Source organism: Paraburkholderia sp. CNPSo 3281 (genome assembly GCF_024206515.1).
In the GTDB taxonomy this organism is placed as follows: Bacteria; Pseudomonadota; Gammaproteobacteria; order Burkholderiales; family Burkholderiaceae; genus Paraburkholderia; species Paraburkholderia nodosa.
On sequence record NZ_JAMBPS010000002.1, the window covers coordinates 400,761 to 416,985 of the forward strand.

Below are 16,225 nucleotides of genomic sequence, written 5' to 3' on the forward strand. Positions count from 1 at the left end.
CGTCGTGCCTGCGCCCGTTTAGTGAATTTTACTAAACATGAATGTTTGCGTTTATTTCATTGTTTACTGGTATTTACCTGGAATTCGAGACGTAGATTCGGGTTTTTTGGACAGGTTTTTACTATACAATCGCCGCACACCTGACCACACCCGGAACGCTCACCGCGCCACCGCCAGCCAGGAATCATGGGGACAACCATTCGTGACGTCGCGCAAGCCGCCAACGTGTCGATCGGCACGGTGTCGCGCGCGTTGAAGAACCAGCCGGGCCTCTCCGAGGCCACGCGCGGGCGCATCGTCGAAGTCGCGCGCACGCTCGGCTATGACTGCGCGCAACTGCGTCCGCGCATTCGCCGGCTCACCTTCCTGCTCCACCGCCAGCACAACAACTTCGCGGCTAGCCCGTTCTTCTCGCACGTGCTGCACGGCGTGGAAGACGCCTGTCGCGAACACGGCATCGTGCCCGCGCTGCTCACCGCCGGCCCCGCCGACGACACCGTCCAGCAGTTGCGCCTGCACGCGCCCGACGCCATCGCCGTGGCGGGCTTCGTCGAGCCGGAAATGCTCGCTGCGCTCGTCGCGCTGCAACGCCCGCTCGTGCTGATCGACCTGTGGGCGCCGGGCCTGCGCTCGGTGAACATCGACAACGCGGCGGGCGCCGCGCTCGCCATGCAGCATCTGTTCGAGCTGGGACGGCGGCGCATTGCGTTCATCGGCGGCTCGCTCGCGCACTACAGCATCGCGCAGCGCGCGCTCGGCTACCGGCGCGCGTTCTTCGAGGCGGGCCTGCTGTTCGACCCGTCGCTCGAAACGACGATCGACGGCGGGCTCGATCCCGACACGGGTGCGTCGCTCGCCATGCAGCGTTTGATCGACGCGGCGCGCGCCGCATCGCGCCCGCCGCCCGACGCCCTCTTCGCCTACAACGACGCCGCCGCGCTCGCGGCCATGCGCGTGTGCCTCGCCAATGGCCTGCGCGTGCCCGAGGACATCGCCATCATCGGTTTCGACGATATCGCGGGCGCCACGCACGCCACGCCGCCGCTCTCGACGATCGCCGTCGACAAGGAAGCACTCGGGCGGCGCGGCGTCGAGCTGCTGCTCGAAGAGACGCCTGCCGCGAGTGAAATCCGTTTGCCGGTGCAGCTCGTCGCGCGTGCGAGCACGCTGGGTGCGGCGTCATCGAACCTCGTTGCCGCGCACGCCGTCCATCACGCTGCAGGCACGCCACAGAGCGCCTGAGGCGCTCCGTCGAAACACGCTGAACACACATTGAAAATACGCTGAAGCCACGTCCAGGACAGAACAGAAAGCCATGACGATGACCGCCGACACCGCCTCCTCCGCCACCGCACAACCCGTCGCCGTACCGGGCGTCGCGAGCTTTCGCGACCGCGGCTTCCTGCTCGGCCACGTGCAGGACACACTGCGCTTCTACGCGCCGAACGTGCTCGATCCGTCGGGCGGCTTCTTCCACTACTTCCGCGACGACGGCTCGATCTACAACGCGCACTCGCGGCACCTCGTGAGCAGCTGCCGCTACGTCTTCAACTATGCGATGGCGTATCGCGAGTTTGGCGATGCGCAGCACCTGGAATACGCGCGCCACGGCCTGCAGTTCCTGCGCGAGGGCCACTGGGACCCGCATCTGCAGGGCTACGACTGGGAGATCGACTGGCGCGACGGCAAGAAGCGCGTGCTCGACGCCACGCGCCACTGCTACGGCCTCGCGTTCGTGCTGCTCGCTTACGCGCATGCGGCGATGGCCGGCATCGAGGAAGCGCGGCCGATGATCGGCGCGACCTTCGATCTGATGGAACACCGCTTCTGGGACGGCGCGGCGGGCCTCTACGCCGACGAGGCCAGCGCCGACTGGATCGTCTCGGGCTATCGCGGCCAGAACGCCAACATGCACACGACCGAGGCGCTGCTCGCGGCCTACGAGGCGACGGGCCATCTCGTCTATCTCGACCGCGCCGAGCGGGTGGCCTCGAACATCACGCTGCGCCAGGCGAAGCTCTCGCAAGGGCTCGTGTGGGAGCACTTTCACGCGGACTGGTCGGTGGACTGGCACTACAACGAGGAAGACAGCTCGAACATCTTCCGTCCGTGGGGCTTCCAGCCGGGCCACCAAACGGAGTGGGCGAAGCTGCTACTGCTGCTCGAACGTCACCGGCCGCTGCCCTGGCTGCTGCCGCGCGCAATCGAACTGTTCGACGCCGCGATGGCGCACGCCTGGGACAACGATCACGGCGGCCTCTACTACGGCTTCGGCCCGGACGGCACCGTGTGCGATCACGACAAGTACTTCTGGGTGCAGGCGGAAACCTTCGCCACGGCGGCGCTGCTTGGCAAGCGCACCGGCAACGAGCGCTTCTGGGACTGGTACGACGAAATCTGGCGCTACAGCTGGGCGAACTTCGTCGATCATCGTTACGGTGCGTGGTACCGCATCCTCACCTGCGACAACCGCAAGTACAGTGACGAGAAGAGCCCCGCCGGCAAGACCGACTATCACACCATGGGCGCGTGCTACGAAGCGCTGAACGCGCTGCCGGGACGCGGCATGGCGCCGGTCGCGGGCCGCGAGGAAGCGACCGCCGCCGCTGGTGGCATGACGGGCATGACAGGCACCAGCGGCCAGAACTAGACAGAGGAACACGACGATGAGCACCTGCAGCACCGGTCCGGACTTTTCGTCCGGCTTCCCGGCCTTCATCTCGGCCGGCGACATCCTCACCGATCTCGTGCGCACCCCCGCGCCCGAGGGCACGCCGCACGCCTCGCAGCCCGGCTCACCGGGCATGGACTCGCACTGGCGCGCGCATCCTGGCGGCGCGGGCTGGAACGTCGCGCGCGCAGTCGCGCGCCTCGGGCTGCCCACGGCGAGCGTGGGGGCGCTCGGCGTCGACAACTTCTCGGACGAACTCTGGAACGCGAGCGTGGCCGCCGGTCTCGACATGCGCTTCATGCAGCGCGTGGAGCGCGCGCCGCTGCTCGCGATCGTGCATCAGACGCATCCGCCTGCGTACTACTTCATCGGCGAGCACAGCGCCGACCTCGCCTTCGATCCCGCGAAGCTGCCCGAAGGCTGGCGCGCGCACGCGAAGTGGGCGCACTTCGGCTGCATCAGCCTCGTGCGCCAGCCGCTCGGCGAAACGCTCGCCACGCTCGCCGCCGAGCTGCGCGCGGCCGGCGTGAAGATCAGCTTCGATCCGAACTACCGCAACCTCATGGCGCACGGCTACGAGCCGATCCTGCGTCGCATGGCTGCGCTCGCCGATCTCATCAAGGTCTCCGATGAAGACCTGCGCATGCTGTTCGCCGGCAAGAGCGAAGCCGAAGCCATCGACGCCGTGCGCGCGCTCAATCCGACCGCCACACTGCTCGTCACGCGCGGCGCGCAGGCGGCCACGCTCTATGTGGGCGACGAGGTGATCGAGGCGGCGCCGCCGCGCGTCGAAGTGGCCGATACGGTGGGCGCCGGCGACGCGTCCATCGGCGGGCTGCTGTTCAGCCTCATGAGCGCGCCGCAGCGCAACTGGCGCCAGCATCTCGCCTTCGCGCTCGCCGCGGGCGCGGCCGCGTGCCGCCGGCCCGGCGCGCATTCGCCGACGCTCGACGAAGTCGTCGCGCTGCTCGCCGACTGAAGGCGCACGCGGCGCGCATTCTGGCGCACCGCCTGGACACCGCGCGGGGCTGACACGAAAGCGCCGCGCCGCCGTCATATCCGTGTCCCGCAGCCGCGCGGGCAACGTGCTAGCATGGAATCTCCCTCTTGCTGCGGGTCAGGCGCGACGCTTGCGCGCCCCAGTCCACGTGACCCGTCGAGGGGAGTTTCCTTCCACGAGGAGCACGTTATGGAAGACGTCAGCTACACCAAGGGGATCTACACGGCCGTCGCCTCTGTGCGGCCCATGAACGCCGGCCAGTACCAGGGCCTGGTCTCCCTGGCGCGCGACGACGGCGAGGAACTCGAAAACGCGGTGTATGAAGTCGAAGCCGCCTCGGGCACGCCGGAAGAGGCTCTCGAAGAAGCCAAGGCGCTGGCGCATCGCATTCTCGGCGAACTCGAACTGTAAGTCGCCGCGGTGAGCCCAGTGCCCGCTCGGGGACTGCCGGCAGCGCTGCATGAGACGGGGGTGCTCTGCATGGGACCAGAGTAAGCGCTAAAGCGCCAACTCTGGTCGACAGGAGGTTAGCCATGTCCGAACAGCTCTTTCTATACGGCGTCTACGCCATCCACGTGCATCCCCTCGAACTGCAGGGCGCTCGCTGGGACGCCGAGTATCAGATCACGCATCGCGACAAGGCCGTGCAGCCGTGGGTCACGGTCGGCGGCAACGCGGGCTTCGAGGCGCCCACGCAAGCCGTGGACGCCGCGCGCCGCCAGGCCATCGCGGATATCGAACACGGCGCAGGCATTCCGAAGCCGCACGGGTTTCCGTAAGCCTCTCGTTCGACGCCGTTCCTGCCGCGTCTCACTCCTGCTCTCGTCGCGCCAGCCCTGCGCCCTGCCAGCGCCCGTTGGCGCGTGCCCGCTTGTCCTGCCCCTGCAGCATTGCTACGCTCTTCTCCTTACTTCAGATCCGCAGGGACCATCATGACGTCCGAGACGCCGGAGCGCTTCGCAAACCAGGAAGCGGCCCAGCAAGCCGAATCGGCACCCGAGGCTTCGCCCGGCGTGGACATGGCCGCCTGCAAGGCCGAAACGCCCGCGGGGCCCAGGCAAAAAGCCAGACGCGGGAGGCCGCGCAAGGTGATGATCGGCACGCGCGAGGTGCTCGTCTACGGCATGCCGCAGTCCTGGGGCGACTTCTATCACACGGCGCTCACCATGCGCTGGCCCACCTTCTTTGCGTCGCTCGCGGCCCTCTTCCTGCTCATGAACGGCGTGTTCGCGTGCCTCTACCAGCTCGGCACCGCGTCTATCGCCAACCAGTACCCGAAGGGCTTCCTCGGTGCGTTCTTCTTCAGCGTGGAAACGCTCGCCACCGTCGGCTACGGCGACATGCATCCGCAAACGCTCTATGCGCATATCGTCGCCACGCTGGAAATCTTCGTCGGCATGTCAGGTATCGCGTTGGCGACCGGCCTCGTGTTCGCGCGCTTCTCGCGCCCGCGCGCGAAAATCATGTTCGCGAGCCAGGTGGTGGTGCACCCCATCGAAGGCCGCATGACGCTGATGGCGCGCGCCGCCAACGCCCGCCAGAACGTGATCGCCGAAGCGGGCGCGAAGCTGCGGCTCATCCGGATCGAGACTTCGTCGGACGGCTTTCGCGCGCGGCGCATCCACGACCTCAAGCTCGTGCGCGACCAGCATCCGCTCTTCACGCTGGGCTGGAATCTCATGCACGTGATCGACGAGTCGAGCCCGCTCTACGGCGTCACGCCCGAGACGCTGGCCGAGCAGCACGCCACGCTGCTTGTCGTGATCGAGGGCTCCGACGAATCGACCGCGCAGACCATGCAGGCGCGCTTTAGCTGGTCGGACCGCCAGATCCGCTGGGACTACCGCTACGTCGACCTGATGAGCGACGCGGACGGCGTGAGCACGATGGACTACACGCACTTTCACGATGTCGTGCCGTTCGATCGGACGAAGCCCTACGCACCTCGGACGATCTGACAGATTGTCCCGAAGGCCGATCCAGACGGGGTTGCGGCGCGGCAGGGAAAATCTCTCTCCAAATTCGCCCTGCGCGGGCAGGCTCTCGCGCGAATAAGCGGCAGCGCCGGAGAGTTAGCAAAAAATTTCCGTCATTGGCGAGAAAAAATAGAGTCTCTGTCGCCGCCCTGCTCCGTGGGGCTTGAGCGACCACAAAGCTATGCACGGAATCGCAGTCAGCGCTGAAGCGCTAACTGCGTTCGACAAATGGAGACTCCCCCCAATGACCGCGCGCCCCGCGTTTGGCGACACGTCCTCGCCGCTTGATACGCCGCCCCTCGCTGAATACAAGCTCACCGACAACCTCACCGCCACCCGCGGCCGCATCTTCCTGACCGGCACCCAGGCGCTGATCCGCCTCGCGCTCATGCAGCGCGCGCTCGACCGCGCGCATGGCTTGAACACCGCGGGCTTTATCAGCGGCTATCGCGGCTCGCCGCTCGGCATGGTCGATCAGCAGGCGTGGAAGGCGAAGAAACTGCTCGAAGCCGCCGACGTGCGCTTCCTGCCCGCCATCAACGAGGAGCTAGGCGGCACCGCCGTGCTCGGCACACAGCGCGTGGAAGCGGACCCGGAGCGCACCGTCGAAGGCGTGTTCGCGATGTGGTACGGCAAGGGCCCGGGCGTCGACCGCGCCGGCGACGCGCTCAAGCACGGCAACGCCTACGGCTCGTCGCCGCACGGCGGCGTGCTCGTGGTGGCCGGCGACGACCACGGCTGCGTGTCGTCGTCCATGCCGCATCAGAGCGACTTCGCGCTGATGGCCTGGCACATGCCTGTCGTGAATCCGTCGAACATTGCGGACATGCTCGAATTCGGCCTGTATGGCTGGGCGCTCTCGCGCTACTCGGGCGCGTGGGTGGGCTACAAGGCGATTTCGGAAACGGTGGAGTCGGGCTCGACCGTCGATCTCGATGCCATCAAGACCGACTGGCAAGCGCCGGAGGGATTCACGCCGCCGCCGGGCGGCCTGCACAACCGCTGGCCCGATCTGCCGAGTCTCGCCATCGAGCAGCGCCTCGCCGCCAAGCTCGACGCCGTGCGCCACTTCGCGCGCATGAACAGCATCGACAAGTGGATCGCGCCGAGCCCGCACGCGAACGTGGGCATCGTCACCTGCGGCAAGGCGCACCTGGACCTGATGGAAACGCTGCGCCGCCTCGATCTCACCATCGAGGACCTGGATCGCGCGGGCGTGCGCATCTACAAGGTGGGCCTGTCGTTCCCGCTGGAGATGTCGCGTATCGACGCGTTCGTCTCGGGCCTCACCGACGTGCTCGTGATCGAAGAAAAAGGCCCGGTGATCGAGCAACAGATCAAGGACTACCTCTACAACCGCAAGGAAGGCGCACGCCCCACGGTGATCGGCAAGCACGCCGAAGACGGCACGCTGCTGCTCTCGGAGCTGGGCGAGCTGCGCCCCTCGCGCATCCTGCCCGTCTTCGCCGCGTGGCTCGCGAAGCACCGGCCCGCGCTCGACCGCCGCGAGCGCGTGGTCGATCTCGTCGCGCCGCAAATCCTCTCGAACGCCGCCGACGCCGTGCGCCGCACGCCCTACTTCTGCTCGGGCTGCCCGCACAACACCTCGACCAAAGTGCCCGAAGGCTCGATCGCGCAGGCCGGCATTGGCTGCCACTTCATGGCTTCGTGGATGGAGCGCGACACCACCGGCCTGATCCAGATGGGCGGCGAAGGCGTGGACTGGGCCGCGCACTCGATGTTCACGAAGATGCCGCACGTGTTCCAGAATCTCGGCGACGGCACCTACTTTCACTCAGGCATCCTTGCGATTCGCCAGGCAGTGGCGACGAAGACCAACATCACCTACAAGATCCTCTACAACGACGCCGTGGCGATGACGGGCGGCCAGCCCGTGGACGGGAGCATTTCCGTGCCGCAGATCGCACGCCAGGTGGAAGCCGAAGGCGTCTCGCGCTTCGTGGTGGTGAGCGACGAGCCCGAGAAGTACGACGGCCATCACGGCCTGTTCCCGAAGGGCACGACGTTCCATCACCGCAGCGAACTCGATACGGTCCAGCGCGAACTGCGCGAAACGCCGGGCGTGACCGTGCTGATCTACGACCAGACCTGCGCCGCCGAAAAGCGCCGCCGCCGCAAGAAAGGCGAATTCCCCGACCCGGACAAGCGCCTCTTCATCAACGAGGAAGTGTGCGAAGGCTGCGGCGATTGCGGCGTGCAGTCGAATTGTCTTTCGGTCGAACCTGTGGAAACGGAGCTTGGCGGCAAGCGCCGCATCGACCAGTCGTCCTGCAACAAGGACTATTCGTGCGTGAACGGCTTCTGCCCGAGCTTCGTGACCATCGAGGGCGGCAAGCTCAAGAAGGCCGCAGGCGCCGCGTTCGATCCGCAGGCGCTCGCCGCGCGCGTGAATGCGCTGCCCATTCCGGCCACGCAGCTCGACAACGCGCCCTACGACATCCTCGTGACGGGCGTGGGCGGCACCGGTGTCGTAACGGTGGGCGCGCTCATCAGCATGGCCGCGCATCTGGAAGGCAAGAGCGCTTCGGTGCTCGACTTCATGGGCTTCGCGCAGAAGGGCGGCTCGGTGCTCTCGTTCGTGCGCTTCGCGGCGACCGACGCGCTGCTCAACCAGGTGCGCATCGACACGCAGCAGGCCGACCTGCTGCTCGCCTGCGACATGGTGGTGGGCGCGAGCGCGGACGCGCTGCAAACGGTGCGACACGACCGCACGCGCATCGTCGTGAACACGCATGAGATTCCGAACGCGTCGTTCGTGCAGAACCCAGAAGCGAACCTGCACGCCGATGCGCTGCTCGCGAAGATGCGGCACGCGGCGACGAATGGCGCAACGTCGGCGCAAGATCCGCTCTCAGCTTGCGACGCCCAGGCGCTCGCGCAGCGCTATCTCGGCGACACGATCGGCGCGAACATCGTGATGCTCGGCTTTGCGTGGCAACTTGGCCTCGTGCCGGTTTCGTTCGCGGCGCTCACGCGTGCCATCGAACTGAACAACGTGGCCGTGCAGGCGAACCTGTTCGCGTTCTCCATCGGCCGCATGGCCGCCGCCGACCCGGCCGCGCTCGAAGCGCTCGACACGCAACGTGCGGCAGCCGCGAAAGCCACGGCGCGCAAGCTCACGCAAACGCTCGACGAACTGATCGCCGACCGCGAAGCGCGTCTGCTCGCTTATGGCGGCGCGAGCTACGTGAAGCGTTATCGCGCGCTGGTCGACGCCGCACGCAACGCCGACAAGCGTGCTGAGAAAACGCTCGCGCGCGCCGTCGCGACCACGTTCTATCGGCTGCTGGCCGTGAAGGACGAATACGAAGTCGCGCGCCTGCACGCCGACCCGGCGTTCCGCGCCGCGCTCGAAGCACAGTTCGAAGGCACGGCCGGCAGCGATTTCACCGTGAAGTTCAACCTCGCGCCGCCGCTCATCGCGCGCGAGAAGAACGGCCAGCCTCCGCGCAAGATGCAGTTCGGCCAGTGGCTGTGGAGCGCATTCGGGCTGCTGAAGAAGGGCCGCAGCGTGCGCGGCACCTGGCTCGATCCGTTCGGCAAGACGCTGGAGCGCCGCATGGAGCGCGCACTCGCCGGCGACTACGAGGCGACGCTGCGCGGTGCGTTCGCAAGCCTCACCGCCGAAAACGCAGACGACATTGCCAAGCTCGCCAATCTGCATCAACGTGTGCGTGGCTATGGGCACGTGAAGCTTGCGAACCTCGCGGCGGTGAAACGCAGCGAGCGCGAACTGGCGGCGCGCCTTGCCATCGACGTGAAGACGAGCACGGCAGTACAAGAGGCACTCGCGTCGTTCAAGGGCGCGGGCGCGTTGCGCGGCATTCCGGTGGTCGTGGCGAAGTAAGCTGAGGTGAAGCTGGCAAGCGCGCGCCGTTCATCTGAATGGCGCGCGCTTTTTTTATGAATCAGGCGTCGAGCAAGTTCCGCACGCGCCGCACCTGGCTTTCGTCGACGGGAGCGAGCCCTCTACCGTCAACGCGCACGCCCGAGCCAAAGTGAACCGCGCGCAAGCGCGTCGCGCTCACGAATTGCGCAACGCGATCGACCCTCAGTCCCGCGCCCGCGAGCACCGTGCAATGCGTGTGCGCCGCACGCTGCACGAGCGTTTCGATTTGCGCCTGCGCGTCCAGCACCGAAGGCTTGCCGCCCGACGTGAGGACGTTCGTCACGGCGTCGAAACCGAGCAGCACGTCGAACGCTTCGTGCAGATCGCGCGCTTCGTCGAACGCGCGATGAAACGTGAGCGGCATGCCGTCGGCGGCGTCGATCGCGCGCTGCATTCCTTCGCGATCCACTTCATGCGAAGGCGTGAGCATCCCGATCACGACCGCATGCGCGCCCGCGAGCTTCGCGGCGCGCACGTCGCGCAGCATGACCTCGTAATCGTTCGAATCGTAAACAAATGACCGGCTGTGCGGCCGCACGATCACGTTCACGGGAATCGCCACCGCCGCGACCACGGCTTCGATCATGCCGATGCTCGGCGTGAGGCCGCCCTCGCCCATCGCGGTAACGAGTTCGAGACGATCCGCGCCGCCGCGCTCAGCGGCTTGCGCATCGGCGACAGTGGTCGCGATGACTTCCAGCAGAACCCGTTCATGTTGCATGTTTGCGCGCCATGTCGTGAAGAACACGACATGATCGCAGATGCACGCCTACTCGAACCAGTCGATATCGCCGCACAATACGCACAGGCGCTCGCCCACCTGCACCGCCATCGAAAGCGTCAAGCACGGCAGCGCCTCGTTGATCGACAGATACGGTCCGGTCACGTGCACGCGCCCCGGCGTCACGAGCGCCGAGCGGAAATACGGCCTGCGCAGCCAGCTCGCGCCTTGCGCGTCCTCCAGCGGCAAAAAGCGCGCATCGCGCTCCGCGCGATCGACGCGCAGCACCACGTTGCGGCCCGCCTGCCTGCCGTTCGAATCGAGCAGATAGCAGCGCGCCGCATGATCGAGCGCGAGGAAGTTCCAGCACACCTCCTCCAGCGGTTCGCCAGCCGAGAGCCGTTCGGCCGCGCGCTCGAACGCACGCTGATAAGGCGCCAGGCGATTCGTCTCGCCGCGTTCGCGCGTTTCGGTCTGCTGACGAAAACGCTCCGTCGCCTCGGCGATCACACCTTGCGCCTGGGCGGCGTCGGCGAGTCCGGGCGCTGGCCGCGCGAAGAAGAAGCCCTGCACGAAGTCCGCGTTGCACGCGAGCGCGAGCTGCGCCTCGTGTTCCGTCTCCACGCCCTCGATCAGCACGAGCTTGCCCGCGTCGTGCAGGAGCGCGACGAGCGCGGGCAGCGTTGCGGCCATGTCGGCGCGATGCTGCGCGTGCATGAGCATGATGCGGTCGAGCTTCACGATGTCGGGATTGAGCTGCCACACGCGGCCAATATCGACGTTGCCCGCGCCGAAGTCGTCGAGCGCCACGAGAAAGCCACGCTCGCGAAACGTCGCCACGGCCTGCGCGAGGGCGTCGAGGTCCGTCGCCTCGTCCTCCAGCACCTCCAGCACGACGCGCCGCGGCGCGATGTTCAGCCGCCGCAGGTTCGCGAGCAGCGCCGCCGAGTGATACGCCTCGATCAGCGTGCCCGGATGCACGTTGAGAAAGAGCCACTCGCGCTCCGCGCCGAGCAGCGCGAAGTTCTCCAGATGCAGCCCCTGGGCGAGCCGGTCCACCAACAGCGCTTCGCCCACGCGCGCGGCGTCGCCGAACACGTCGAGCGGCGAGACCGGGCGGTCGAGTGGATCGTGCGCGCGCAGCAGCCCTTCGTAGCCCACCGCACGCATGTGCGAGAGGCTGAACACCGGCTGGAACACGCTCGTGAGCGTGAGGTCGCCATGGTGTGCGCTGTAGCGCTGCAGCCCCGAAGTGACGCTGAGATCGAAGCCGTGGGGGGCCACGGCTGTTTTGTCCTGTTGCTCTGTGATCATGCCATCCTCTAGCGCGTAGGAAGGACGCTGCAGTCCGCACAGCCTCTGCACGGCCTGCGCTTTCCTCCATAGCCTGATTTTCGTTGCGTCACAGGAGGGATCAAGCAAGGTCCGTGCTCGCTCGCACTGCGATCTGGCACGCATCGGGAAATGCGTTCGCGCCCATCGCGTGCGCAGCGATTGGGCACGCCATGCACCACGCGAGACATCGCACGGCGCACCGATATCGTGCGCCTTTCCACGCGCCTTTGCTTTAATCGTGGCGCACACAAGGCGGACAAATTGCCGCATTTTCGGCAAATATCGGGCTTGCCACGCATTCGCCGTGCGCGCTTCGCGACGGCTTACAGACGCGTCGGGCTAAACTGTCCCTCGACCGGCGCGCCCCTCTCTAATGCGCGCCAGAACGCAGTGCCGCACCGCGCGTGAAAAGAGGCGTCCGTCCCCTCTTCAGCGCTTCCCCGCCTGTTCCGTTTGGCCCCCGCTACGTTTTTCGATGGACATCCTCTTCACCGTTCTCATTCTGCTGCTTGCTGTCGCCGTGTCCGGCGTCATCACGCGCACCGTGCCCCTCAAGCTGCCGTTGCCGCTCGTGCAGATCGGCATTGGCGCGCTTCTCACGTTTCCGCTCGTGAATCCGCACGTCACGTTCGATCCCGACATCTTCATGGCGCTGTTCATTCCACCGCTGCTGTTCGCGGATGGCTGGCGCATGCCCAAACGCGAGTTCTTCATGCAGCGCCGCGCGATCCTCATGCTCGCGCTCGGCCTCGTGCTGCTGACGGTCGTCGCCGTGGGCTATTTCGTGCACTGGCTCGTGCCGCAGATCTCGCTGCCCGTGGCATTCGCGCTCGCCGCCGTGCTCTCGCCCACCGACGCCGTCGCGCTCTCGGGCATCGCGGGCAAGGACCGCATTCCCGCGCAGCTCATGCACATCCTCGAAGGCGAAGCGCTGATGAACGACGCCTCGGGCCTCGTCGCGCTCAAGTTCGCCGTGGCGGCCGCGCTCACCGGCTATTTTTCGCTGCGCGCGGCGGCGCTCAGCTTCGTCCTGATCGCGGCGGGCGGTCTCGCGCTGGGGGCGGCGATCGGCTGGCTCTTCAGCTTTGTTTCGGAGCGCTTTCTCAACGTGAACGAAGACGGCGACCCCGCGCCCGGCGTCGTGCTCACCTTGCTGATTCCGTTCGCGGCGTATCTGTTCGCCGAGCACCTCGACGTGTCCGGCGTGCTCGCGGCCGTTTCCGCCGGCATGACGATGAACTACACGAGCATCGCGCACAAAGGACCGGTGTCGACACGCGTGCGCGCAACGAGCACCTGGTCGATGATCGAGTTCGTCTTCAACGGCATGGTGTTCACGCTGCTCGGCCTGCAGTTCCCGGGCATTCTCGGCAAGGCGCTGCTCGACGCGCACCACACGAGCAACGTGCAAATGCTGCGCCTCATCGGCTATATCGCCGCCGTGCTCGCAGCGCTCTACGCCATGCGCTTCGGCTGGGTGTGGCTGCTGCGCTGGGTGGCGAGCCGCCGCGCCGCGCGTCACGGCGTGACGAACGCGGTACCGGGTCTGCGCACCGTGGCGATCACGACGGTGGCGGGCGTGCGGGGCGCGGTGACGCTCGCGGGCGTGCTCTCGCTGCCTGTGGCGCTCGCCAACGGCAGCCCGCTGCCGGGGCGCGACAGCGCCATTTTCATTGCGACAGGTGTGATTCTCGCGTCTCTGCTGGTGGCGATCGTGGGCCTGCCGCTCTTGCTGCGCGGCGTGCGGCGCGGCGCGCAGGGACCGCACGCGGCCGAGGAGCGCGCGGCGCGCATCCAGGCGGCGCAAGCGGGAATCCGCGCCGTGGATGCGGTGCACGAAAAGGTGAGCGAGGATCTCGACGAATCGCAGGCCGCCTACGCCGCCGACACGACCGCGCGCGTGATGGACACCTACCGCCGGCGCCTCGCCTCGCTCGACGCCGACCGCGACCGCAGCGCGAACGCGCGCCGCGCTGACGCGCTGGAACTGGAAATGCGCCTCGCCGGCGTGCGCGCCGAACGCGCGACGCTGCTCAAGCTGCGCAACCTGATGCAGATCAACGACGAAACGCTGGCGAAGCTGATGCGCGAAGTCGATCTTTCGGAAACCGCGATGACGACGCGCGGGCGCAATCGCAACTGAGCGCGCGCCTCGCGCAGAGTAGAAAAACGGGAGAAAGAAAACGCGGCGCCGAGGACCGGCGCCGCATATCGCGCTAAGGCGGTGAGGCTTAAACCGCCGCTTCCTGCGCCGGTTTGCGGCGCAGCAGCGCGTAGAGAATGATCGCGCCGAACGTGGCGGTGCCGATGCCGCCCAGTCCGAAGCCGCCGAGCTTGAGCGAGAAGTCGCCCGCGCCGAGCACGAGCGTGACCGCAGCGACGATCAGATTGCGGTTGTCCGAGAAGTCCACCTTGTTGACGACCCAGATACGCGCGCCCGTCACGGCGATCAGACCGAACACGACGATCGAGACGCCGCCCAGCACCGGGCCCGGAATCGTCTGAATGACGGCGCCGAACTTCGGCGAGAAACCGAGCACGAGCGCGATGACCGCGGCGATCACAAACACGAGCGTCGAATAGATTTTCGTCACGGCCATCACGCCGATGTTTTCCGCGTAGGTCGTGACACCCGTGCCGCCCGCGAAGCCCGAGACAATCGTGGCGAGCCCGTCGCCGATGAACGCGCGGCCCACGTAGCGGTCGAGGTTGTAGCCCGTCATCGCGGAGACAGCCTTGATGTGGCCGAGGTTCTCCGCCACCAGAATCACGGCGATCGGCACGAGCAGCGTCATGGCGTGCGGGTCGAACACAGGCGCGGTGAACTTCGGCATGCCGAACCAGGCGGCGTTCCCGACGATCGAGAAGTCGATCGGCTTGCCGAGGCCCATGCCGTTCGTGACGATCGCGTAGATCACATAGGCGATCAACAGGCCGACGAGAATCAGCAAACGCTGCAGCGTGCCGCGCGTGAAGACCGCCACGCCGCCCACGCAGAGCACGGTGACGATGGCCATCCACGAGTCGAAGGTCGAGCCGCTCACGCCCTTCACCGCGATGGGCGCGAGATTCAGTCCGATCACGCAGACGATCGCGCCGGTCACGACCGGCGGCATGAGCGTTTCGATCCACTTGGTGCCGACGGCCGAGACGAGCAGACCGATCAGCGTATACGCCACGCCGCACGCGATGATGCCGCCGAGCGCGACCGGAATGTTGGGATTGGGGCCCTGCCCGCCGTAGCCCGTCACGGCAATCACGAGACCGATGAACGCGAAGCTCGAACCGAGATAGCTCGGTACGCGCCCGCCCACCACCACGAAGAACAGCAGCGTGCCGACACCCGACATGAAAATGCACAGGTTCGGGTCGAAGCCCATGAGCAGCGGCGCGAGCACGGTCGAGCCGAACATGGCGACGACGTGCTGCACGCCCATGGCGAACATCTGCGGCCAGGCCAGCCGCTCGTCGGGGGCCACGACGCTGCGGGCGTCACCCGTCTGCGCGCGCCAGCGGGGGAAATAGGAGTCGGACATGGGTTCCTCTTGTCGGCGTGATTTGCGGTTTTGGTTCTGGTTTTGATCGTTGGCGCGCACGCATCGATGCAACGGCCGCCCTTGATGCAGGTCAGGCGGGAGTGTACGGAGCCGCAATCGGCGTGGCAAGCCGGATGTCGGGCGTCCGAAACCACCGCGGCAGCCGTCGACGTGAGTTATGAAGTCAACATCGAATGGAGTTTCAGATTCCTCCTATATGGAGGGTGGGATGCCGGATTTAGACTGGCCTTGCTGCGTGACCCCCACGAGAGTTCATGCAGAGTTTGTAAGTTGTAAACTCTCCGACTTCCCCGCTCCTGCCCCCCGCTGGAGCGGTTTTTTTTGCCCGCGCAATTTGAGCCCTTCGCCCGTTCAGGCGAATGCGGCTTCCGCCAGTTCCCGCGCATAGTCGCGCACGTCTTCCGGCCAGGGCGCGCTAGCCGCTTCGAAGCGGCTACGCTCGCCCGCGTAAAGCGCGCGCAGCGCCTCCTCGTAATCCGGAAGATTGCCCGCCAGTGCAGTCATGAAGCGGTGCGCGGCTTCCTGGGCCGCGCGCACGCGTTCGCGTGCCTCACTCGCATGGCGCGCGGCGTCCACGAGTCGGCGCAGCACCACCGAGGCCCCGCCAGGCTGCGCGCCGAGCCAGTCCCAGTGGCGCGGCAACAGTGTCACCTCGCGCGCCACCACGCCAAGCTTCGGGCGGCCGCGGCCGCGCGGTGCGTCGTCCGGGGCTGCTTCGTCGACGACGTTCGGCGCGGCTGCACTTTCCGCACGGCTCGCCTGCGCGACGATGCGCGCCTCGATGTCCTGTTCCGTGCCGCGCAAATCGAATTCGACCGGGCGCGCGTCGCGGTCGTCGAAGACCAGCACCGGCGCGCCGTTTTCGTTCCCGTTTTCATTCACTTCGCGCTCGAGTGCCGCCTTGACCGCCAGCGCCACCTGAAGCGGCGCGCCGCGCGCGATCAGGCGCGTGCCCGCAAATGCCGTACAGCCGTTCGCCACCACCATGGTGTTCTCCTTCTTGATACCCAATGATGAGCGAATATTATCCGGGTAAATTACATTGCGCAATATCA

General features: G+C 66.7%; 12 protein-coding genes. 8 read left to right on the plus strand and 4 right to left on the minus strand.

Annotated features, from left to right (window positions below):
* Positions 1 to 186 precede the first annotated feature (186 nt).
* The 7 genes from M3I56_RS03860 to M3I56_RS03890 all read left to right on the plus strand — a co-directional run bounded on the left by M3I56_RS03860 (position 187) and on the right by M3I56_RS03890 (position 9,515).
* The gene (locus M3I56_RS03860) at positions 187 to 1,242 is read left to right on the plus strand and encodes a LacI family DNA-binding transcriptional regulator (protein WP_254352618.1); all 1,056 of its coding nucleotides are present in this window, start codon (positions 187 to 189) and stop codon (positions 1,240 to 1,242) included.
* A gap of 73 nt (positions 1,243 to 1,315) precedes the next feature.
* Positions 1,316 to 2,650 (plus strand): AGE family epimerase/isomerase, encoded by a 1,335-nt coding sequence (locus M3I56_RS03865; RefSeq protein WP_254352619.1) that lies wholly within the window; start codon positions 1,316 to 1,318, stop codon positions 2,648 to 2,650.
* A 16-nt stretch (positions 2,651 to 2,666) separates the two neighbouring features.
* Complete coding sequence (locus M3I56_RS03870; RefSeq protein ID WP_254352620.1) at positions 2,667 to 3,650, plus strand: carbohydrate kinase; 984 nt, start codon at positions 2,667 to 2,669, stop codon at positions 3,648 to 3,650.
* Between the two features lie 210 nt (positions 3,651 to 3,860).
* On the plus strand, positions 3,861 to 4,082 hold the full coding sequence (locus M3I56_RS03875; RefSeq protein WP_028201740.1) for a hypothetical protein: 222 nt from the start codon (positions 3,861 to 3,863) through the stop codon (positions 4,080 to 4,082).
* A gap of 122 nt (positions 4,083 to 4,204) precedes the next feature.
* On the plus strand, positions 4,205 to 4,450 hold the full coding sequence (locus tag M3I56_RS03880) for a hypothetical protein (protein ID WP_028201739.1): 246 nt from the start codon (positions 4,205 to 4,207) through the stop codon (positions 4,448 to 4,450).
* 240 nt (positions 4,451 to 4,690) lie between these two features.
* Positions 4,691 to 5,629, plus strand: coding sequence for an ion channel (locus M3I56_RS03885; RefSeq protein ID WP_254352656.1), 939 nt, complete (start codon positions 4,691 to 4,693; stop codon positions 5,627 to 5,629).
* Positions 5,630 to 5,891: 262 nt separating this feature from the next.
* Positions 5,892 to 9,515, plus strand: coding sequence for an indolepyruvate ferredoxin oxidoreductase family protein (locus M3I56_RS03890; protein ID WP_254352621.1), 3,624 nt, complete (start codon positions 5,892 to 5,894; stop codon positions 9,513 to 9,515).
* Positions 9,516 to 9,576: 61 nt separating this feature from the next.
* On the opposite strand, the gene M3I56_RS03895 is transcribed toward M3I56_RS03890, so the two are convergent.
* Together M3I56_RS03895 and M3I56_RS03900 are read right to left on the minus strand one after the other, a co-directional pair.
* Positions 9,577 to 10,278, minus strand: coding sequence for a copper homeostasis protein CutC (locus M3I56_RS03895; RefSeq protein ID WP_254352622.1), 702 nt, complete (start codon positions 10,276 to 10,278; stop codon positions 9,577 to 9,579).
* 48 nt (positions 10,279 to 10,326) lie between these two features.
* Entirely contained in the window at positions 10,327 to 11,592 is a 1,266-nt protein-coding gene (locus M3I56_RS03900; protein ID WP_254334185.1) for an EAL domain-containing protein, read from the minus strand.
* Between the two features lie 496 nt (positions 11,593 to 12,088).
* Here M3I56_RS03900 and M3I56_RS03905 point away from each other — a divergent pair, with 496 nt between their 5' ends.
* Positions 12,089 to 13,756 (plus strand): Na+/H+ antiporter, encoded by a 1,668-nt coding sequence (locus M3I56_RS03905; protein ID WP_254334187.1) that lies wholly within the window; start codon positions 12,089 to 12,091, stop codon positions 13,754 to 13,756.
* 88 nt (positions 13,757 to 13,844) lie between these two features.
* Here M3I56_RS03905 and M3I56_RS03910 read toward each other — a convergent pair whose 3' ends face one another.
* Positions 13,845 to 15,149: a solute carrier family 23 protein gene (locus M3I56_RS03910; RefSeq protein WP_254352623.1), complete on the minus strand. Its 1,305-nt coding sequence runs from the start codon at positions 15,147 to 15,149 to the stop codon at positions 13,845 to 13,847.
* Between the two features lie 372 nt (positions 15,150 to 15,521).
* On the minus strand, positions 15,522 to 16,157 hold the full coding sequence (locus M3I56_RS03915; protein WP_254352624.1) for a DUF2239 family protein: 636 nt from the start codon (positions 16,155 to 16,157) through the stop codon (positions 15,522 to 15,524).
* Between the last annotated feature and the right edge of the window lie 68 nt (positions 16,158 to 16,225).

Coding starts and splice junctions, on each gene's coding strand:
- M3I56_RS03895 (WP_254352622.1), bottom strand. CDS start 10,278: ATGCAACATGAACGGGTTCTGCTGGAAGTCATCGCGACCACTGTCGCC.
- M3I56_RS03875 (WP_028201740.1), top strand. CDS start 3,861: ATGGAAGACGTCAGCTACACCAAGGGGATCTACACGGCCGTCGCCTCT.
- M3I56_RS03860 (WP_254352618.1), top strand. CDS start 187: ATGGGGACAACCATTCGTGACGTCGCGCAAGCCGCCAACGTGTCGATC.
- M3I56_RS03900 (WP_254334185.1), bottom strand. CDS start 11,592: ATGATCACAGAGCAACAGGACAAAACAGCCGTGGCCCCCCACGGCTTC.
- M3I56_RS03885 (WP_254352656.1), top strand. CDS start 4,691: ATGGCCGCCTGCAAGGCCGAAACGCCCGCGGGGCCCAGGCAAAAAGCC.
- M3I56_RS03880 (WP_028201739.1), top strand. CDS start 4,205: ATGTCCGAACAGCTCTTTCTATACGGCGTCTACGCCATCCACGTGCAT.
- M3I56_RS03865 (WP_254352619.1), top strand. CDS start 1,316: ATGACGATGACCGCCGACACCGCCTCCTCCGCCACCGCACAACCCGTC.
- M3I56_RS03905 (WP_254334187.1), top strand. CDS start 12,089: ATGGACATCCTCTTCACCGTTCTCATTCTGCTGCTTGCTGTCGCCGTG.
- M3I56_RS03870 (WP_254352620.1), top strand. CDS start 2,667: ATGAGCACCTGCAGCACCGGTCCGGACTTTTCGTCCGGCTTCCCGGCC.
- M3I56_RS03890 (WP_254352621.1), top strand. CDS start 5,892: ATGACCGCGCGCCCCGCGTTTGGCGACACGTCCTCGCCGCTTGATACG.
- M3I56_RS03915 (WP_254352624.1), bottom strand. CDS start 16,157: ATGGTGGTGGCGAACGGCTGTACGGCATTTGCGGGCACGCGCCTGATC.
- M3I56_RS03910 (WP_254352623.1), bottom strand. CDS start 15,149: ATGTCCGACTCCTATTTCCCCCGCTGGCGCGCGCAGACGGGTGACGCC.